General features: G+C 32.5%; 21 protein-coding genes, 2 tRNA genes and 1 pseudogene. 7 read left to right on the forward strand and 17 right to left on the reverse strand.

Annotation, left to right across the window (positions count from 1 at the left end):
- Positions 1–11: 11 nt before the first annotated feature.
- Positions 12–905: an S-methyl-5'-thioadenosine phosphorylase gene (gene mtnP / locus HA144_RS01565; RefSeq protein ID WP_209041839.1), complete on the reverse strand. Its 894-nt coding sequence runs from the start codon at positions 903–905 to the stop codon at positions 12–14.
- 10 nt (positions 906–915) lie between these two features.
- On the opposite strand from mtnP, the gene selD reads away from it, so the two are divergent.
- Positions 916–3,087: a selenide, water dikinase SelD gene (gene selD, locus HA144_RS01570; protein WP_209041841.1), complete on the forward strand. Its 2,172-nt coding sequence runs from the start codon at positions 916–918 to the stop codon at positions 3,085–3,087.
- Here the strand turns inward: selD and HA144_RS01575 are convergent, their stop codons facing one another.
- From HA144_RS01575 to HA144_RS01585, 3 genes are read right to left on the reverse strand one after another with little or no spacing between them, the layout of a single operon-like run.
- Complete coding sequence (locus tag HA144_RS01575; RefSeq protein ID WP_209041842.1) at positions 3,088–4,335, reverse strand: CCA tRNA nucleotidyltransferase; 1,248 nt, start codon at positions 4,333–4,335, stop codon at positions 3,088–3,090.
- Positions 4,336–4,340: 5 nt separating this feature from the next.
- Complete coding sequence (locus tag HA144_RS01580; protein WP_209042532.1) at positions 4,341–6,749, reverse strand: UvrD-helicase domain-containing protein; 2,409 nt, start codon at positions 6,747–6,749, stop codon at positions 4,341–4,343.
- A gap of 21 nt (positions 6,750–6,770) precedes the next feature.
- Positions 6,771–7,001, reverse strand: coding sequence for a hypothetical protein (locus HA144_RS01585; protein ID WP_245152792.1), 231 nt, complete (start codon positions 6,999–7,001; stop codon positions 6,771–6,773).
- A gap of 154 nt (positions 7,002–7,155) precedes the next feature.
- Between HA144_RS01585 and HA144_RS01590 the strand changes: the two genes are divergently transcribed.
- On the forward strand, positions 7,156–7,668 hold the full coding sequence (locus tag HA144_RS01590) for an R-phycoerythrin subunit beta (RefSeq protein ID WP_209041844.1): 513 nt from the start codon (positions 7,156–7,158) through the stop codon (positions 7,666–7,668).
- Here HA144_RS01590 and HA144_RS01595 read toward each other — a convergent pair.
- From HA144_RS01595 to HA144_RS01605, 3 genes and pseudogenes are all read right to left on the reverse strand, one after another.
- Positions 7,652–8,203: a phycobiliprotein lyase gene (locus HA144_RS01595; protein WP_209041846.1), complete on the reverse strand. Its 552-nt coding sequence runs from the start codon at positions 8,201–8,203 to the stop codon at positions 7,652–7,654. The two genes, HA144_RS01590 and HA144_RS01595, sit on opposite strands and share 17 nt — an antisense overlap.
- Complete coding sequence (locus HA144_RS01600) at positions 8,178–8,357, reverse strand: hypothetical protein (RefSeq protein ID WP_209041848.1); 180 nt, start codon at positions 8,355–8,357, stop codon at positions 8,178–8,180. Before HA144_RS01600 ends, HA144_RS01595 begins: the two co-directional genes overlap by 26 nt.
- A 288-nt stretch (positions 8,358–8,645) precedes the next feature.
- A pseudogene (locus tag HA144_RS01605) lies at positions 8,646–9,266 on the reverse strand (TVP38/TMEM64 family protein); the annotation flags it as partial.
- Between the two features lie 146 nt (positions 9,267–9,412).
- Between HA144_RS01605 and HA144_RS01610 the strand changes: the two are divergent.
- Positions 9,413–9,832: a hypothetical protein gene (locus tag HA144_RS01610; RefSeq protein ID WP_209041852.1), complete on the forward strand. Its 420-nt coding sequence runs from the start codon at positions 9,413–9,415 to the stop codon at positions 9,830–9,832.
- A gap of 91 nt (positions 9,833–9,923) precedes the next feature.
- Here HA144_RS01610 and HA144_RS01615 read toward each other — a convergent pair.
- The 7 genes from HA144_RS01615 to psbB all read right to left on the reverse strand — a co-directional run bounded on the left by HA144_RS01615 (position 9,924) and on the right by psbB (position 16,132).
- Positions 9,924–9,996: transfer RNA gene (locus tag HA144_RS01615), tRNA-Phe, on the reverse strand.
- Between the two features lie 89 nt (positions 9,997–10,085).
- Positions 10,086–11,315 (reverse strand): FGGY-family carbohydrate kinase, encoded by a 1,230-nt coding sequence (locus HA144_RS01620; RefSeq protein WP_209041854.1) that lies wholly within the window; start codon positions 11,313–11,315, stop codon positions 10,086–10,088.
- Between the two features lie 12 nt (positions 11,316–11,327).
- Complete coding sequence (gene metK, locus HA144_RS01625) at positions 11,328–12,569, reverse strand: methionine adenosyltransferase (RefSeq protein WP_209041856.1); 1,242 nt, start codon at positions 12,567–12,569, stop codon at positions 11,328–11,330.
- A 139-nt stretch (positions 12,570–12,708) separates the two neighbouring features.
- Positions 12,709–13,800 (reverse strand): 30S ribosomal protein S1, encoded by a 1,092-nt coding sequence (locus HA144_RS01630; protein WP_209041858.1) that lies wholly within the window; start codon positions 13,798–13,800, stop codon positions 12,709–12,711.
- A gap of 108 nt (positions 13,801–13,908) precedes the next feature.
- Positions 13,909–14,388, reverse strand: coding sequence for a transcriptional regulator NrdR (gene nrdR, locus HA144_RS01635; RefSeq protein WP_209041860.1), 480 nt, complete (start codon positions 14,386–14,388; stop codon positions 13,909–13,911).
- Between the two features lie 98 nt (positions 14,389–14,486).
- Entirely contained in the window at positions 14,487–14,585 is a 99-nt protein-coding gene (locus HA144_RS01640) for a photosystem II reaction center protein T (protein WP_032527597.1), read from the reverse strand.
- A 23-nt stretch (positions 14,586–14,608) separates the two neighbouring features.
- On the reverse strand, positions 14,609–16,132 hold the full coding sequence (gene psbB / locus HA144_RS01645) for a photosystem II chlorophyll-binding protein CP47 (RefSeq protein ID WP_209041862.1): 1,524 nt from the start codon (positions 16,130–16,132) through the stop codon (positions 14,609–14,611).
- Between the two features lie 222 nt (positions 16,133–16,354).
- On the opposite strand from psbB, the gene HA144_RS01650 reads away from it, so the two are divergent.
- From HA144_RS01650 to HA144_RS01665, 4 genes are all read left to right on the forward strand, one after another.
- Positions 16,355–16,717: a 2Fe-2S iron-sulfur cluster-binding protein gene (locus HA144_RS01650; RefSeq protein ID WP_209041864.1), complete on the forward strand. Its 363-nt coding sequence runs from the start codon at positions 16,355–16,357 to the stop codon at positions 16,715–16,717.
- 104 nt (positions 16,718–16,821) lie between these two features.
- The gene (psbM, locus tag HA144_RS01655) at positions 16,822–16,974 is read left to right on the forward strand and encodes a photosystem II reaction center protein PsbM (protein WP_025893997.1); all 153 of its coding nucleotides are present in this window, start codon (positions 16,822–16,824) and stop codon (positions 16,972–16,974) included.
- A gap of 10 nt (positions 16,975–16,984) precedes the next feature.
- Positions 16,985–17,854 (forward strand): peptide chain release factor N(5)-glutamine methyltransferase, encoded by an 870-nt coding sequence (prmC, locus tag HA144_RS01660; protein ID WP_209041866.1) that lies wholly within the window; start codon positions 16,985–16,987, stop codon positions 17,852–17,854.
- Between the two features lie 19 nt (positions 17,855–17,873).
- Positions 17,874–18,455: an L-threonylcarbamoyladenylate synthase gene (locus tag HA144_RS01665; RefSeq protein ID WP_209042536.1), complete on the forward strand. Its 582-nt coding sequence runs from the start codon at positions 17,874–17,876 to the stop codon at positions 18,453–18,455.
- A 182-nt stretch (positions 18,456–18,637) separates the two neighbouring features.
- Here HA144_RS01665 and HA144_RS01670 read toward each other — a convergent pair.
- The 3 genes from HA144_RS01670 to minD all read right to left on the reverse strand — a co-directional run bounded on the left by HA144_RS01670 (position 18,638) and on the right by minD (position 19,926).
- Positions 18,638–18,709 (reverse strand) — tRNA-Thr (locus HA144_RS01670).
- A 64-nt stretch (positions 18,710–18,773) separates the two neighbouring features.
- On the reverse strand, positions 18,774–19,109 hold the full coding sequence (gene minE, locus HA144_RS01675) for a cell division topological specificity factor MinE (protein ID WP_209041867.1): 336 nt from the start codon (positions 19,107–19,109) through the stop codon (positions 18,774–18,776).
- Position 19,110: 1 nt separating this feature from the next.
- Positions 19,111–19,926, reverse strand: a complete 816-nt coding sequence (minD, locus tag HA144_RS01680; protein WP_209041869.1) for a septum site-determining protein MinD — start codon at positions 19,924–19,926, stop codon at positions 19,111–19,113.
- Positions 19,927–19,968: the final 42 nt, after the last annotated feature.

Genomic DNA, 19,968 nt, shown 5'->3' on the forward strand with positions numbered 1-19,968 from the left:
ATCTAACAAGTCTAATAAGAATCAGTAAATATCTTTAGTTTCTCTTTTGTGAAACTGGGGATATTTTCTTTTTGGGTTATCAATCCATCTTTTAATGAAAAATGAGATTTACTTTTTGGCCTTTCTTTTTCAATTAATTTAGCTACTTCGAAGATTATTTTATTAGCTACTTCAGTATTCGATCTAAGATTATCTAAAACCATCTCTACAGAAACTTCTTGATGCGTTTGATGCCAGCAATCATAATCAGTAACCATAGACAATGAGGAGTAAGCTATCTCAGCCTCTTTAGCTAATCTTGCTTCTGTATGGTTCGTCATTCCTATTATTGAACATCCCCAACTTCTATATAAATTAGATTCTGCTCTAGTTGAGAAAGCGGGTCCTTCCATTGCTAGATAGGTACCCCCTCTATGTAATTGTCTACCACCAGGAATATTTTTTTCTCCGATTTCACTTAATATACGAGATAAATTTGTGCAGAAGGGATCTCCCATCGTTACGTGTGCTACAGCCCCCTCGTTAAAGAATGTTGCTGGTCTATTTTTTGTCCGGTCTATAAATTGATCTGGCACCACTATATCAAGTGGCCTTATTTGTTCTTGTAATGAACCAACTGCTGATGGAGCAATAATCCATCTTACTCCTATTGACCTTAGAGCCCAAATATTAGCTTTGTAGGGGATTTCAGTAGGATTTAGTCTATGTGTTCTGCCATGTCTAGGAATGAATGCTATCTCTAGATTTCCAAGATTATATACTCTTATTGAATCAGAAGGTTTACCATAGGGAGTATTGATTTCAATTTCTCTTAAGTATTCCATCTGATCCATTGAATAAAATCCACTCCCACCAATTATTCCTAATCTTGATTTTTCAATTGGTAATAAATGTTCTTTATTCATGATGATGTAAATGACTTTTAATCATCTAGTACTAATTGGAGGAGGACACACAAATGTTCTTTTATTGAAGAAATGGTTAATGTTTCCGAAATTAATGCCAGAAATTCCTGTTTCAATTATATCTAGGGATTCTCATTTGGTTTATTCGGCGCTATTCCCATCGGTGATTTCAAAATCAATCGCTTTAGAAGAGAGTTTAATTGATATAAAATCTTTAGCAAAAAATGCAAAAGTATCTTTTATAGAAGAAGAAGTAAAGGATATTGATTTCAATTTAAAGAAAATTGTTTTAAGTAATAGACCTTCAATTAATTATTCGAAGTTGGTGCTTAATTATGGTAGTCAAACAATAATTCCAAAAGAATTTGAATTACTAGTTAAAAATCGAGATGCTTTTTCAATTAAACCTTTTTTAAGGGCTTATGACTCAATACTAAAAGAGGATATTTTTGATTCAGTTAATGAACTTCCATTTGTAATTGTTGGGAGTGGCCTTGCTGCAATTGAAGTATCATATGCTTTGAGAAAAAGATGGAGAGATAGACATTTAAAACTATTATGTGATTCAAGAAAAATTAATAATACAATTCTAAAAAGTTTACGGAATTCCAATATTGATTTAGTTGAAAAACTTAATTTTGATCATGGCAAGATTCTTTTATGTACTGGAAATACATCTCCGTTATGGGCACAAAAAAAATTATTAGATTCGGATTCTCATGGCAGAATAATCACAAATCAGAATTTGCAGATAAAAAGTTTCTCGGGAATCTTTGCTGTCGGTGATTGCGCAGTTGTAGGTTCAGCAAAAAGACCAGCATCAGGAGTTTTTGCAGTAAAAGTTGTAAATACATTAGTCCAAAATCTAAAAAAAGATATAGAAGGGAGATCATTAAAAAAGTGGTTTCCTCAAAAGATCGGATTGCAAATAGTAAATATATTTCCAAGCCATCATCCAAAGGCTTTTGCTATTTATCGCAATTTTGCTTTCGGCCCTTCTTTTCTTTTTTGGATTTTAAAATATAAGATTGATCTCAACTTTATTAAAAAGTTCAGATCAAAAAGGCTAATTATGAAAAGTAGTGAAAAAAATATTTCATTGAATGACTGCAGAGGATGTGCAGCTAAAATTCCTCAGTTTGTTTTGAATAAATCATTAATAAAATCTAATTTAAATTCTTTTGCTTCATCACCTGAAGATTCAGTTGAGATATATCAAAATGGTCAAGATATCATCTTGCAAAGTGTAGATGGATTTCCTGCTTTGGTAAGTGATCCTTGGCTTAATTCAAAAATTACTACTTTGCATGCTTTCTCAGATTTGTGGGCATGCGGAGCAAAACTTTCATCCGCTCAGGCTTTAATTTCATTACCAAAAGTTGAAAGGGAATATCAGATTTACCTTTTTTCTCAATCCCTTCAAGGTATTAAATCAACAGTTGAGGATCATGGAGGTGAATTACTTGGAGGCCATACTTTCGAGGCAAGAAGTTTAGTAAATAAACCTTATGCATTAGGAATAGATATTTCTTTAACAGTTCAAGGTATTTTAAAAAATGGAGTAAAACCATGGCTTAAATCTGGAATGAATAATGGAGATATTCTCATGATGTCTAGACCTCTAGGCGTTGGGATTTACTTTGCCAGTCAAATGCAAAATATTAATATGCTAGGTAGTTCTTCTGAAATAATTAATAATTTACTAAAGAGTCAGCAATATTTGATTGATGAAATTTATCTTTTTCAAAATCAATTTAAAGAATCATTAGTCAATGCTGCGACTGATATTACTGGATATGGATTTATTGGACATCTTAAAGAGATGGTTGAATCATCTAATTTATATAGGCAAAGAAATAATCTTGAGCCAATAAAAGTTATATTGGATTTATTTGCATTTAAAGCTTATCCTGGAGTATTTGATTTAATAAGAAAAGATGTTAAGAGTACTTTCTTTGAATCTAATAAAGAAATTTTTGACAAAATTTATAAAGTAAATAAGAAAAAAAGAATAATTAATTTTTTAAACGAAAATTCATTAGATCAAGAGACTTTTAACGATAAAATATCATTACTATTAGATCCTCAAACATGTGGCCCCTTGTTGATTAGTTGCAATAGTAAATATGAAAATGTTCTAAAGGATAAATGGTACAAGGTTGGAGAAGTTGTAAAAATGTAATTAAGTTCTATTTAATTTGTCAATTTCCAAATATCTTAATCTTTTGATTTCTTTTCCCATCTCCTTCCCTTGATCCCATCCTTCTTTTTTTAATGTTTCTCCATCTTTTTTTGATTTTATGAATTTGTAAATAAATAACCACTTAAACAATTTACGCCAGTAAGGTCCTCCATCACAAATTAATAATTTGACTGTCTCATCATTAAGGTTTCTATTCTCAATAAATTCTGCCCAACTTGAAGGAGAAAAGTTATTGAAATTTTTTTGGTTTGTTTTTAATATCTTTTTGATATTTAAATAATCTTCTAATATTTTTATCTCACTTTTATTTACTAAAAATCTTTGACATGCTGTTTCTAAATCTTCTGAATCTTTTAATAAGTAAAGCATATGATTTCCCTTTAACTTCTTAATCCAATTTAGTCCTCTTAAAAACCTTTTATCGACTTTAATATTTTCATTTAAGATTGAGATAACTTCCCATTTATGAATTATCGAAATTACATTAGTCAAATTATCGTGTTTGCATATTTCAGCTAGTTCCATCCTTATCCGTATGCCTAGTGCAGGAGGGTAAATCATTGTCTGATTAGTCTCTGAACTTTTCCATGGCCATTGTCTAACTGTTTTTTGAGATTGTTTGAGAGAATTATTTGAAATATTGAAACCTAACCTTGAAGCATATTTTGCACATCTAATTAATCTACTTGGATCATCTGAAATACTATTGCTGTGAAGTAAGTTCAATCTTTTACTTTTTATATCAGATATTCCTCCATAAAGATCATAGATTTTCCTTGTCGAGACCTCGAAGGCTATAGAATTTATAGTGAAATCTCTCCTCTTAAGATCCTCCTCAATAGTACTTTTATTTACTGTGGGATTTAAGCCTGGGGAAGGATAAATTTCTTTTCTTGCAGAAGCAATATCAATTTTATAGTCATTAATATTTATTTCTACAGTGTTGTATAAATTAAATTCCTTGATTAAACATAAATCTACATTTACAATATTTTTTTTTATAAATTTTGCCAGAGAAATAGAGGAGCCTTCAATAACAAGATCAATATCTACAGGTTTAGAAAAAGATTTTTTATGGAATTTACTAATTAATAAATCTCTTAAATAACCGCCAACAAAAGCAACTTTAGTTTTGTTATTAGATTCTATGTATTTAGCAATTAGGTTATATAGATTAAAAGGAGTTTTAATTAATTCCCCTTGAATGTAATCAGAGATATCGTTCATGAGTTTTAACTTACATAACGAATTGGAGCTAATCTGGGATCTAGAATTTTACTTCCTTTATCACCAAATTTTACTGCTAAAGATATTTTTTCCCCACTCCCAAAAATATGTATGATTTCACCTTTCCCAAATTTTGAGTGAATTAGCTTATCTCCAACTATCCAGCTTTTTCCTTTACTGGGCCCTGAATATAATTTCCTCACTCCATTTATTGGTTGGTTAACAAATTCATTTGGATTGTTTCGATCCACTCTAGTTAAACGATCAAGATGCCAATCTCTTCTAATTGAAGCACCACCAGTTTGTGGTAATTCGCCATCCATTAAATCTTCAGGTATTTCTGAAAGAAATATTGAAGGAATTGTTGCTTCACGCATTCCACCCCATAATCTTCTTTCCCTGGCATGACTTAAGAAAACTCTTTCTTTAGCTCTAGTAATACCTACATAGCATAATCTTCTTTCCTCTTCAAGAAGTGAGGGAGTATCAATTGATCTATGGCTTGGGAAGAGACCTTGTTCTAGCCCAGTGATAAAAACATTTTGAAATTCTAAACCTTTACTATTGTGCAGAGTCATGAGAGTTACAGAGTTGGGATTATTTTTCTTCGTATCATTATCAGTTGTTAAGGCTGCTGTAGAAAGAAATCCCTCTACATCTCCACTTTCTGTTTCTTCTTCATATTGAGTAGCTGCATTAATTAGTTCTTGTAAGTTATTTCTTCTATCTTCAGATTCTTCAGTCCCGCTAGAGAGTAAGTCACTCAAATAACCACTTTTTTCTAATATAAGTTGAAGTAGTTGAGCAGGACCTGAATTTTCTAAGTAACACAGTAGATCATTCATAACTTCGGTAAATTTATTAATTCCTTTTGATGATCGGCCTATTGTTTCTTCAAGACTTTGCTTATCATTAAGAACCTCCCATAATGGGATATTTAACCTATTAGATAGTTCATTAAGTTTTTGAATAGTAGTCTTACCAATCCCTCTTCTAGGAACATTTATGATTCGTAAAAGACTAACGTTATCTGAAGAATTAACCAGAACTTTCAAATATGCTATTGCATCTTTAATTTCTCTTCTATCATAAAAACGCAATCCTCCGAAAATTGTATAAGGAATGCGCCACCTCACAAGAGATTCTTCTAATACTCTTGACTGAGCTCTGGTTCGATATAATATTGCAAAATTTTTCCATATTGGTTTCTGATTTTTATTGTTTAGTGATTTAATTTTATTTGTAATTGCTTCTGCCTCGGAAATTTCATCATCACAGCTTAGTAATGTTAAAAGTTCCCCTTTTTCTTTAGTAGCCTTTAAAACTTTGTCAATTCTTTCAGAGTTGTTTTCAATTAGTGAGTTTGCAGCATCAAGGATATTAGAAGATGACCTATAATTTTCTTCTAATTTAATTAAAGATGATTTTTTATCGTCGTTGAAAGAAGTTTTAAAATCTTCTTGAAAACCAATTAGAATTCTGAAATCAGCTGCTCTGAAACTATAAATACTTTGATCAGCATCCCCAACTACAAAAATTGAGCGATCTTCCCAATCAAAGAATTTTTTTGGTTCAGTATTTCCGGCCGTAATTAATTTTATAAGTTCATATTGTGTTCTATTTGTATCTTGATATTCGTCAACTAAAATATGTTTAAATCTTTTGTGCCAGTAATCTCTGACTATATCATTTTGCCTCAATAAGAAAACAGGTAAAAGTAGAAGATCATCAAAGTCTAAAGAATTATTTTTTGAGAGTGAAATTCTATATCTCTTGTAGGCTTCTGCAACTGTTTTATCAAAATTATTATCTGCTTTTTCTAAAAGATCATTAGAAGTTAAACATTGATTTTTAGCATTACTTATTAATCTTTTAATCTTTTTGGGATCATATCTTTTCGGGTCAAGATTCATATCTTGACTGATAATTTCTTTTACTAATGTTTGCGAATCTGTTTCATCGTAAATTGAAAATTGCTTTGTCCAGGTTAAGCCTTCTGGATCAGTATATTTTTCAATATCGTATCTCAGAAGTCTTGAAAATAAAGAATGGAAAGTACCTATCCAAAGGTTCTGAAGCCTCTCTTGGTGAACGTTTGTTCTTAATTGATTTTGATCAATTTCTTTGAGAGTTGTCCAAGGCTGACCAAATTGATTAAAAGCTAATTCTTGGGCTAGAAGAACCTCTAATCTTGCTTTCATTTCTTTAGCAGCTTTGTTAGTAAAAGTGACTGCGAGGATGTTATAGGGATCTATAGAATTATTTTCAATAAGATTTGCAATTCTGTGCGTAAGAGCCTTAGTTTTTCCGCTACCAGCACCTGCTACAACTAATAGTGGCCCATAAACATGTCTTACTGCTTGAAGTTGCTCATTATTTAAAGATTGAAAAAGAAAATTGTTGGTTTGAGGCACTTTTGGATGGGTTTTCAAAAATCAGACTTTGCTATGAGGTTCAGATTCGGTTTCAAGGTCTTCTAACGCTTTTTTTAAATTTATGAGTTCATTGTTATTATCAATTATTTCTTCAAATTTATTTTGAGGCATCCTTAATTTCATACTTCGGTTAAGAATTTCTTTTTCCAATCTCTTTTTATATGAGGAGATAAGTTTCTTTGATAATTTTAAATCCTGTTGATCCAAAACTTTAGTTAAAAGTAGTTTCATATTAGCGGAAAAAAAATTTTTATTTGAATTATTTCAACTATCACTTTGGAATGAAGTTATTAATTAAGAAGCGTTGCGTTAATTTTAAAATTTTATTTTTTTTACTTGCTTTGTACTATTCTGAGATTCAATCTTTAATTTTTTTAATTTAATAATGTCAGTTTTAAAGAATAATCCACTATTTTCCACTGATAAGAAATTAAATGAATTAAGCAATATAAAAGATTTCATTAATAGTGCAAACTCAAGATTAGATGCAATATGCTCAATTACCAATAATTCACATGCAATTGCAGCAGACGCTGTAACAGCAATGATTTGCGAAAATCAAGATTCAGTTAATTCAAAAATATCTTTAAATACAACTAACAAGATGTCCGTTTGTTTAAGAGATGGAGAAATAATCCTCAGGATTGTTGCTTATCTTTTAATTTCTAATGACGAATCAGTTTTAGAAAAAAGTTGTTTGAGGGATCTTAAAAATACTTATTTTGCTCTTGGGGTACCTTTAAGAAATGCAAGAAGGGTTATTGAATTAATGCGAGATTCAACAATCTCTGATTTAAATTCTACAGTTAATAATATGAAGGGAAACACAGGCTTCCTTCCTGATTTAATTTCTGATACAGAGCTTCAATTTGAAAGAATAATTAATCTTTTAAACTAGCTAAATTTCTTATTTCAGAAGTATGGGAAGTCTGTATTACTGAGTTATTCCCAAGATTTCTTATAGTAGAAAATCTGGATCTTACGTGAGCGGATAAAAAGGAAATTTTTTCTTCAGAAACTGTTGACTTGTAAAAAGTTTTAATATGTAAATTATTCTGTTCGTCAACGAAATAATTCGATGATGAAATAAAAGATTCCGTATAACCTTTATTTCGTAAAACAATTCCTGAATTTTCATCCTTGGGTAAAAATATCAAAACTGTTTCATCTCCCTCACTCAAATCATCATCATCCCAATCACTAATAGCTTGCCATTTTATAGAAATGGCTATGCTTTCTAATTTTGTACTATATTGGTAATTTTTAAAAATTTCAATAACTTTTTTATTTTTAGAGTTGATATGTTTTATATATATTTTACTTGTTGAGTTTTCAAATTCCTGAAAAGCTAAAGTATGAGAGCTTCTTATCGATTTCCACTCTCCTAAACTTTTATCGATAAATTGATTAATTGTTGTTAGATTCTTCGTCAAGTTTATCTTCTGCTGAATGATTTTCTGCTTTTTGAATCATTCTTACCATTGAATCCACCATTAATCTCTTCGCAGAAGTTACTTTTAATCCAGAAGGAGTGGTTGATATTTGTTCTCCAGGGCGATCATATGAAGTTGGTCTAAATGGAGTCATCTAATAACTTTAAAAATCAGTCGTTTTACATTCTTGCATGAATTCTTATTTATATAGTTAATGTTTGCAAAAATGTTATATCTTGTCTTTATGATTGGTAAATGCTTATTTCTAATAATTTTGGGATTTGCCTTTGGTTAAAGAGTATAAAAACCGAGATATATATTCGTTGATATAGCTAAGCAAATAAATGAACCATATAGGGGATCTGCCTTTAGTTAAAGAGTATAAAAACCGAGATAAATATTCGTTGATATAGCTAAGCAAATAAATGAACCATTGAGGTGGATTTTTTGATAGGCCTGATATGGTAGCAAGAGCAAACATACCTAAAAGTGCTATTCCAAGAAATAATCCAGCTCCCTGACTAACTCCGGCCCCAACAGCTACAAGAATGGAATCGCTGATTAAGAGACTTATTAATAAAGCTGGAGTGAATATTTTCCATCTAGTTCCCCCAATTCCAATTGCATAGCTTAGAAAATCAAAAAGACCAGTCATCAAAAGACCAGTCATAAGAAAGAAATTTTCCTCTAATTGATTTTGATTAAAGCTTTCAATCTTTTTCATTGCTTTTGTTCCGACTAAACGACGAACAGGTTTGCGGCCAAAGTACCTTGCTATGAAAAAGGCTATTTGGCAAAAAACTATATCAGAAAAAATAATGGTTATGTAACCTTTCTGAAAACCTAATAGTGATCCAGCAAGTAATGAGTAAGCCGAACTTGGTAGGGCAGGAAGAATTATACTTATTCCTCTAAGTATAAATATTCCTAGAGGGGCCCAAAAGCCCATACTCTCGACTTTGCTCCTTAAGGGTTCGATGCCATAGTTTTGTACTAAATAGATTAATCCAACCAATATCGCGACAAAGAAAACTATTGAAAGTAGCTTCTGTATTTTATTCATTATTTTCTAGTAGATTTATTGGGAGAAAATTCTTAATTTAATATTTGATTGTATCTATAATAGAAATACTAATCAATAAAAATTTTTACAAATTTTTAATCTTATATTTACTCCTTAAAATAGATTTTTGTATTTCAAAAGTATTCATGGTTGATTCTAAAAATAAAGTTAATTTAATATTTTTCAGAAATAGCATTGGTTTAGTCCTTTCCATGATCGTTTCAATTTGTATTTCAATAAAACAAGCAAATGCTTTGCCTCATGAATGGGTTGGAGTCCCTAAAAGTGAATATGGAGAACAGTTGTGGGATAGACAAAGTATTAAAAGAAATAAGGATGGTTCTGTGAGAGTATTGAGTAAATTTATTCCCAAAACAAAAAGTGAAATTACTAAGGATATTCTCTATACAATGGATATAAATTGTTTTGAGAAATCATTTAGAGACGTTGATGTATCTATAGATGAAGTAAATACTAATTTTAATGATTTAGCTGATTGGCAAGATCCAAATGGAGATAAACTGATTTTGGGTGTTATTGGTCAAGTTTGCAGAGTTGAAAACTGAAAATTGAGAATTGAAAAAAAAATAAAAGAAAAAATTTAGTTTCTAAATGCCTAGAAAATATAAAACCCCGCCAAAGACAGGGTTTTAAAGGTGCCAGGACCCAGATTTGAACTGGGGACACGGCGATTTTCAGTCGCCTGCTCTACCAACTGAGCTATCCCGGCTCTAACCTATATACTTTAAATTACGATGTGTAGTTTGTGAAACCCTATTATTAAAAATTTTATATCTTCATCAAATATTCAAAAAACTATTATTTTGCATTAACCGCTAATAAGGCAGTACCAAATGAAGAAGTTTTTTTACATGAAACTATTGGTATATTGATAATTTTTTCTCTTATTTTTCTCCATTGTGGGTTTTGTGAACCTCCACCAATAGTGATAATTTTTTTTGGAAGAGAACCTGTTAGTTCGCTTAGTTTTTCCCATCCTTTTAATTCGATCCTAGCTAGCCCTTCAAATAATGCATGTAAATAAAGTGAGTCGCTTACTGGTCTAGGACCAAGTATAGGCTCTAAATTAGAATTGTTAACAGGAAATCTTTCTCCTTTACTATTAAGAGGTAAAAGATTCAAAGAAGTGTTTTTCGATGGATTAATTTGTCGACTAAGTTCCTTTATTTCTAAATCAGAAAAGAATTTAGACAAGATACCGCATCCCGCATTTGATGCTCCTCCGCATATCCAATCACCGTTTATTCTATGTATTGTAATTCCCTTTTTTTTTATAGGATCATCAATAATTTTTTTTACCACAATTGTTGTTCCTAAAACTGTGAGACCATCTTGTTTACCTAATTCAGCAGCTATTAAACTTGCATTCGAGTCAGTGGTGCCAGAGATTAATAGTAATTTCTTGTTCAAGTTAAATCTCTCTGCCAAATCAAGATTTACTTGTCCAATAATTTTTCCACTTTTTATTATATGAGGTAGGCATTTTTGCCATGAAGTATCGAGATAACTTTTTGGCCACGATTCTTTTTTTAGATCCCAACCAAGTTTTAGATTATTGCCTTCTTCTCCAAGAGTCCAATCTTTTAAAAACCAACCGGTGATCCAATCAGATTGGTGTCGTAAAAGTATATTTGTCCCATATTTATCTATTAGTTTCAATGCTTTAGCAAGACTACTGTATGGAGTTCGCAGATGATCTTCTCCAGAAGTTAATGATTCAATAAGGATCTTATGTTCATTACATGCTTGGTCATAAGGTATTGCTTCCCCTATAGACTCTCCTTGCAAGTTGGATGCTATTAAAGTTCCTGAGGTGCCAGAGATAGCCAATTTATCAAGATTAATTTTTATCTCAATAGGTAAACTAACTAAGAGATTTTCACAAGAATTGATCCAAGAATTTGGATTTTTAAAGCTGTATAAATAAGGTGCAGAATTTGAATATACTAATTTCTTATGAAAATTAATTATTGATATTCTTGCACCACTGGTTCCGAAATCTAAACCGCCATAAAAATTATCAGGCATAGAATATATATTTTATAAAAATACCTTGGAAGCCTCCGCTAATTCGGCTGCTTTTTCTTCTACATTTTCCCAAGGAAGTTCAAGATCTCTTCTGCCAAAATGTCCATAGGATGCAGTCTTTCTGAAAAATTTACCACCCATTTTTTTTGGTAGATTTCTTAAGTTAAACTCTTTTATAATTGCTGCAGGTCTTAAATCAAAGTACTGTTTAATAAGCTCAGTCAAATTAGCTTGTGAAATAATACCAGTATCAAAAGTTTCAACAAGAATTGAAATCGGTTTCGCAACTCCAATTGCATAACTTAATTGTACTTCTGCTCTTTTTGCTAACTTTGCCTTAACTATACTTTTAGCTACATACCGTGCTGCATAAGCGGCTGATCTATCCACTTTTGTGGGATCTTTACCTGAGAATGCCCCTCCTCCGTGTCTTGCATATCCACCATAAGTATCTACAATAATTTTTCTGCCAGTAAGTCCTGCATCTCCTTGAGGACCTCCTACGACAAATTTTCCAGTTGGGTTTACCAGAAATCTTGTTTCGTTAATGCTTGGTTTGATTTCTAAATCTTCTGTAGCTGGAATTACAACATTCTTCCATAGATCTTCTTTGATTTTTTGACGAATTTCTTCTTCATTAGTGGTCCCATCTATTTCAGGGTTATGTTGAGTTGAAATTAAAATGGTATTAATCGAAACTGGCACCCCTTTTTTGTAATCAATACTTACTTGAGTTTTACCATCAGGGAGGAGATAATTGAGGACTTCTTCGTGTCTTACTTTGGCAAGTTGAATGGCTAATCTATGCGCTAAGCTAATCGGTAATGGCATTAACTCAGGTGTTTCATCGCATGCATAACCAAACATTATGCCTTGGTCACCAGCTCCAGTATTATCTTCCAAATCATCATTAATATCATCTGCATTGTTTACTCCTTGAGAAATATCTGGCGATTGCTCGTCAAGCGCTACTAAAACAGAGCAACTATTTGCATCAAAACCACCTGCTTTATAGCCTTCATATCCAATTTCTTTAATTACATTCCTTACAAGTTTTATATAATCAATTTTTGCTTTAGAAGTTATTTCTCCAGTAAGTAAACAAAGACCTGTATTGACAACAGTTTCGCATGCAACTCTGCTTTCTGGATCTTCTGTTAATAAGGCATCTAAAACAGCGTCGCTTATTTGATCACATATTTTGTCAGGATGGCCTTCAGTAACGGATTCAGAAGTGAAGATGAAATCACTCATTTATACATAATTTTAAGTTAATCTTCATCCTAAATTAGACTATCGTTACTAATCAATATTTGTAAATTTAAAAAATACTTGTTCAAGCATAAAAAACCATTTGTTTCTACATATTCCTACTTAACGTAAATAAGTGTATTTATATTGTTTCACCTGTCGCAGTGGTACTTTCTTCGATGTCGTCAGTTTGTTCAAATAACATTTGCTTGTATTTAGCAGCCATTTCTTCGGCTTTATTAAAAACTTTTTGAGGGTCAGTTAGCATATCGCCTGGTTCGGGTTCAAGTGCTTTAGTAGATAAGGAAATTCTTCCTCTTTCAGAATCAAGGTCAATTATCATGACTTTCATTTGATCATTAACATTTAAAATATTATGAGGTGTCTCGATATGTTCATGACTGATCTCGGAAATGTGCAATAGACCACTAACTCCTCCAATATCAATAAATGCTCCATAAGGTTTAATACCTTTTACAGAACCTACAACAACTTCTCCTACCTCAAGTCTATTCATTTTTTTCTCAACTAAGGCTCTCCTATGACTTAGAACTAATCTGTTTCTCTCTTCATCAACTTCAAGAAATTTTAAAGGTAAATATTCACCTTCTAAGTCATCTTTGATTTTCCGTGCACTAATATGCGAGCCTGGGATAAAACCTCTCAAGCCTTCAACTCTCACAAGAGCACCTCCTCTGTTTGTTGCAAAAACTTCGGAATATATAGTTGCATCTTCTTTTTGAAGCTGTCTAACCCTTTCCCATGCTCTTTGATATTCAATTCTTCTAATGGAGAGGGCTAATTGGCCATCTTCATTTTCTTCACTCATTATAAAAAATTCTCTGCTTTCAGAAGGTTGTAAAACATCATTAAGTCCTTCAACTCTATTTATTGAAACTTCTTGAACAGGCATAAAAGCGGCTGTTTTTGCGCCTATATCTATCATGGCCCCTTTGGGCTCTAAAGCGAAAACGGTACCTTTTACTAAATCACCAGGCTTGAAATTATAGTCATACTTTCCCAAAAGTGATGCGAATTCTTCTTGAGTGAACCCTGCGTTGTCAAAATCTGTATTTCTTCTGCTAGAAGAAGAATCTGCTGAAGGGATATCATTCTTTTCAAATGATAAATCTTCCTCATTTAGGGATGGTGATTCGTTATCTAATGAAGAAGAATTTTTAACTTTTTTATCCTCAGAAAGTTCTTTAATAGTTTGGGAAGAATTTTCGTTCATTTGTTATATCGCAGACTACCTAAGGTAGTTAGAAAGGAATGCTACTAGCCTGCAAACTGATAGCAAAAATAGTTGTGTTAAGTATTCTACACTTTAAGATGCTGAATTTTATAAAATTGAAGCTAATTGGTTTTTTGAACTTCCTTTTAGAGACTCAAGAGTAGAAACAAAATCTTTTACTCCATTAAATTTTCTGTAAACTGAAGCGTATCTTATATAAGCAACCTCGTTTTCTTTCCTTAGACCTTTAAGTATTAATTCCCCAATTTGTGAAGATTTTATATCTTTATTAGAGTCTTGAACGATTTGTGATTCAATTCCATCTACAAAGTTTATAATTGCTTCACTAGTGAAGGTAGTTTTTTCGCAAGCTCTTGATATGCCCGTAAATAATTTTTGTTTATCAAATAATTCTCTGCTCCCATCTTTTTTAACAACTGAAACTGGCATTGTTTCAACCCTTTCATAGGTTGTAAACCTGAAGCTGCAATTTAAGCACTCTCTTCTTCTTCGAACGCTTTTACCACTATCAGCAGATCTTGATTCCAAAACTCTGCTATCTGTGTTTTGACAGGTTGGACACTGCATGTGGCGAAATAAGGTGCACTCAACTCTAATAGTAGAGTAATATTTTAATTATGAAAAGTAAAAAAAAACCTCTTTAACAAGAGGTTTTTTTTCTGAGTTCATTTTTTATCAAATTTAGGTGGGTCTCTAAAAGCGACAGCAAAGAATAAGGTTACAACTGCGAGAGTTAAAATTAGTACGTAGGCAAAAGCTTCCATAATATTAAGTAATAAAGTTTAGTTTAAACCCTTCCTGGGATTCTTCTTGTGGTTTCGTCACCAAGTTTCTTGAATAAACCAAATTCAACTTGGTCTCCAATCTCAGCGTCAATACCAGCGAAGGAATTTCTGTAAAGAGTTCTTGAGGCATGCCACCAGTGGCCAAACAAGAATAGCAATCCGAAACATAAATGCGCATATGTAAACCACGCTCTTGGAGAACTTCGGAATACACCGTCAGATTTATAAGTCTCTCTATCAAACTTGAATGCTTCACCAAGTTGAGCCTTTCTGGCTAATCTTTTAACTACTGCAGGATCTGTAAATGTTTGACCATTTAAGTCTCCTCCATAGATAGTTGCAGTAATGCCAGTTTGTTCAAATGAATACTTTGCTTCAGCTCTTCTAAATGGAATATCTGCCCTTACATTACCTTCTTTGTCTTCAAGAATGACAGGAAAATTTTCAAAGAAATTAGGTATTCTTCTAACTTCTAGTTCGTTACCTTCTTTGTCTTGAAAAGCAATGTGACCTTGCCAACCAGTTGGTAAGCCATCACCATTAACAAGAGCTCCAACCCTGAACAATCCTCCTTTGGCAGGACTATTTCCAACATAATCGTAGAATGCTAATTTCTCTGGAATCGACGCATATGCCTCTTCTTTAGTGGCACCATTGTCTATAGCAGCTTGAACCCTTCTATTAATTTCAGTTTTGAAATAGCCTGAGTCCCATTGATATCTAGTAGGACCAAATAACTCGACCGGAGTTGTTGCTGAACCGTACCACATTGTTCCGGAAACAACAAAAGAAACAAACAGTACTGCTGCTAAAGCACTAGCTAGAACTCCTTCAAGACTTCCAAGTTTTAATGCTCTATAAAGTCTTTCTCCAGGTCTATTGGTAATGTGAAAAATACCTCCAATGATCCCCATAAGTCCAGCTGCAATATGATTAGCAACTATGCCTCCTGGATTAAAAGGATTAAATCCTTCTACCCCCCAAGAAGGAGCTACTGGTTCAACATGACCAGATAATCCATAAGGATCAGAAACCCAAATACCAACGTTAGCGCAATGAAATGCTCCAAAACCAAAACATGTGATTCCAGCTAACAGGAGGTGAATGCCGAATATTCTAGGCAAGTCAAGAGCAGGCTCACCCGTTCTTGAATCTTCCCATAAATCTAAATCCCAGTATGTCCAGTGCCAAATAGAGGCCAACATCAATAGTCCACTAAACACTATGTGTGCAGCTGCGACTCCTTCAAAACTCCAAAATCCAGGATCAACTCCTGTAGCACCCGTAATATCCCATCCGTTCCAACTACTTGTGATACCTAGTCTTGCCATGAAAGGCATAACGTACATTCCCTGTCTCCACATTGGATTGAGAACAGCATCAGAAGGATCAAAAATGGCTAATTCATAAAGAGCCATTGAACCGGCCCAGCCGGCTAATAATGCAGTATGCATAAGATGCACAGCAAGTAGTCGACCTGGGTCATTAATAACTACTGTGTGAACTCGATACCAAGGCAATCCCATCGGTTAATTTCTAGTAACTATGCTGAATAAACAGCTAAACATCACGATAGTAAGGGTTTTTTAGTATTAAAGGGATTATTGTAAATAAATTTATTTTCTTGCAAAAATTGGGCAAATCAATTTGTAGAACTGACTTTACAAGGAATTTCAAGCTAAAAATTGTTAATATTTTGGTCACAATTCTCAAAGTAAAACGCCAAAATAAGAAAAATAACAAAAAAAATGGCAACTATCAGATTTATCCGAGAGGATTTAGAAGTTCAATGCAATTCAGGTGAAAACTTAAGAGAATTAGTAATGAAAGAGAACTTACAGCTTTATGGTTTAAAAGGTATTCTAGGTAATTGTGGAGGAGCAGGTCAATGTAGTACTTGTTTTGTTTCAGTTGAAGGAGGAAATAAAAATTCTTTAAGCCCTCTTACTTCCGTTGAAGAAGAAAAACTTAAAAATAGACCAGAAAATTGGCGACTTGCATGCCAAACATTAATAAAATCATCTGCAGTAATTTTAACAAAACCACAATCCCCTCCCTCAAATTTGGAGGAACTAAAAAAAATCAGCGAAAATAAAAAATTATCTCGCTAAATTGTTTAAGACTGTTAATCAGTTGATAAAATTTGTTTATTTTTCCACTTTATTTCAAGTTATATGTTTATAGTCTTAATTAACTAATAGAACTGTCAACTTAAATGGAAACAACCAATTTTGGATTCGTAGCTAGTCTTTTATTTGTAGGAGTTCCAACAATATTCCTCATAGGTCTATTTATCTCTACTCAAGATGGCGAAAAATCTAGCTTCTACTCTGATTCTAGTAAAGGTAAACTTGGTCCAAAACGCTAAACTTCTTTAGATGCTTAGCATTCCTGCAAAAGAATTTTTATTTTGGAAAAAAAAACAACTTTTAAAAGGAGGCAATCAACAATCATTTGATGTTTTACTTGATTGTATTGGCGGTATTTCGACTAGTGATCTAAATTTATTAAGCATAAATCCTGAAGGAAATTTAAATTTAAAAAAAACTTTAGACTTTTTAGAATCTGTTTGGGAAGATCATTTATTTAATTATTCCCCCATTCAATACCTTTGTGGAATAACTTTTTGGAGAAACTTAAAATTAAAAGTTACAAATAAAGTACTTATCCCTAGGCCAGAGACCGAAATGATAGTTGATATTGTCTGCAAGATATTTGGAAAGAAATCACAAAAATTATTATTTGCTGAATTAGGAACTGGATCAGGAGCTATAAGTATTGCATTAGCATTAGCCTATCCATTGTGGGATGGAATAGCGACTGATATAGATGAAGATGCTTTAGAAATAGCAACTGAAAATTATAGAAATTCTTCTACACAAACAAATTTGAAATTTTATTGTGGAAATTGGTGGAACCCTCTTGAAAAGTTTAAAGGAAAATTAGATCTGGCTATTTCAAACCCGCCATATATTCCTATAGACACTTATGAAATATTACCCAAAGAAGTAAAAAATTTCGAACCAAAAATTGCTTTATTAGGAGGTGAAGATGGTTTAGAACATATTACGGAAATAATTGAAAAAGCACCATTATTTTTAAAAGACAAGGGATGGTTGATTTTAGAGAATCATTTTGATCAAGGTGAAAAAGTAAAACAACTTCTTATTAAAAATAGATTTACATCAATAGAAATCGTGAATGATTTTTCAGGTATTGGTAGGTTTACTATTGGAAGATATAAATAGATTATTGGATTCTAATTTAATGAATTTAGTAGACTGCAAAACAGCTTTGAAGACTCTCAATAGTGGTTTACCTATAATTTTCCCAACAGACACCTTGCCTGCAATAGGATGCTTGCCAAAATTTTCAAATATTATTTATGAATTTAAAAAAAGAGATAGAAATAAACCATTAATTCTTATGGGATCAGAACTCAAGCAATTAATAGATTATGTTCACGAATCAGCTAAAGAAGATTGTGAAAATATAGCTTCTAAATATTGGCCTGGCGCTCTGACTATGGTTATTCCTGCTTCAGAAAAGCAGACTGCAATCCTTACAAGCAATGATCTTACTCTTGGGTTGAGAATCCCAAATTCACTTATTGCTCAATCTCTCATTAGAGAAACAGGCCCATTATTAACTTCAAGTGCAAATATTTCTGGGTTTACCGGATCAATAACAGTTGAGGGTATTACTTTAGACTTTCCTTCTTTAAACATTCTAGGCCCTATTCCATGGGAAAAAATTAGTGGAAAAGCCAGTACTATTATAGTTTGGAAGAAAAGTGGCGATTGGAGGATTATTAGAGAGGGAGAGGTATTAGTTAGGGAATTGTATTAATGCTTATATTATTATTTTTTGTTTTATTAATTCAATTTTTTACATATTGGATATTTCAACCCCTAGTATCTTCTTTAGAGTATGTTCTCGAAATAAGAATATTTCCTATACTTACTCTAATAAGTTTGATTTTGTTATTTTCGGCAAAAAATGTTGAGGAAAATTAAATAAATTTACTAAAATGCCGGCTAACAGATTTGAACTGATGACCTTCGCTTTACAAAAGCGCTGCTCTACCGCTGAGCTAAGCCGGCACTATTAATATCTTACAATTAAGGCGAGCAATTATTTAGTATTTTTGCAGGTTTTTAAAATTTATTACTTTTTGATATCCTTATCTCTTTTAACATTTTTATCATTTTTTTTAAACTTTATCTCTCCTGAAAGAGTTCTCTTGATAGGTAAGTTGGCTACTAATGCAGTCATTCTATCTTCAGTCTCTAAACTAACTGCTACCTCTTCAAAATCAATCTCCACATATTTAGCTACAACATCAAGAATTTCTTTCCTCATTTTATCTAAAAGATCAGTTGTTAGAGAACTCATATCAACCCTGTCATGGGCAAGCACAAGTTGTAATCTTTCTCTAGCCGTATTTGCACTAGCCGTTTCTCTGCCAAGTAATTTGTTTATAAGGTCTCGAAGAGTCATCATTTTAAAAAACCTTTGTTTGCATTAATCTCATGAATTTATCTTTAAGACTTTTACCTTCATTTTTGGGGTCAATAATTGGAACATCTTTTCCTGTAAGTCTTTGAGAAACATTCAAATAGCATTTTTTCGCAGGAGATCTACTATCTGTTAATGTTAGAGGCTCTCCTCTGTTAGTACTTATTATTACTTGTTCATCCTCTAAAACAATACCTAATAAAGGTAAAGAAAGGATCCCTTGAACATCTTCTATAGATAACATTTCTTGACTAGCCATCATGTTAGGGCGAACTCTATTTATGACAAGTTGAATAGGTTCAATCTCAGAGGTGTTAAGAATACCTATTACTCTATCGGCATCACGAACTGCAGATAATTCCGGGTTGGTAACTACAATGGCTTCTTTACAGGCGGCAAGAGCATTTTTAAAACCATCTTCTACTCCAGCAGGACAGTCTACTAGAACAAAATCAAATTTTTCACTAAGCATCCCACTAATTTTTTTCATATCTTCAGGCTTCATCCAGTCCAACATTCTAGGATCTCCAGCTGGTAAAAGAGCTAGATTAGGCTCCTTTTTGTGCCTGACCAATGCTTGTTCAAGACGACAATTTTTGTCAAGAACATCTTGAGCTGTGTAGATAATGCGATTTTCTAATCCTAGAAGAAGATCTAAATTTCTTAACCCGAAATCAGCATCTAAAACTGCAGTTGTTGCTCCGCTATTAGCAAGTGCTATGCCTAAATTAGCAGTTAGAGTGGTTTTACCAACTCCACCTTTTCCTGAGCAAATTAGAATTGTGCGAGTATTTTCCGCCAAGAATTTAATAATTTTTTAAATAATAAGGCTACTTTCAAAAAG

Origin of the sequence: Prochlorococcus marinus XMU1404, assembly GCF_017696175.1 — a bacterium.
Classification (GTDB): domain Bacteria; phylum Cyanobacteriota; class Cyanobacteriia; order PCC-6307; family Cyanobiaceae; genus Prochlorococcus_A; species Prochlorococcus_A marinus_X.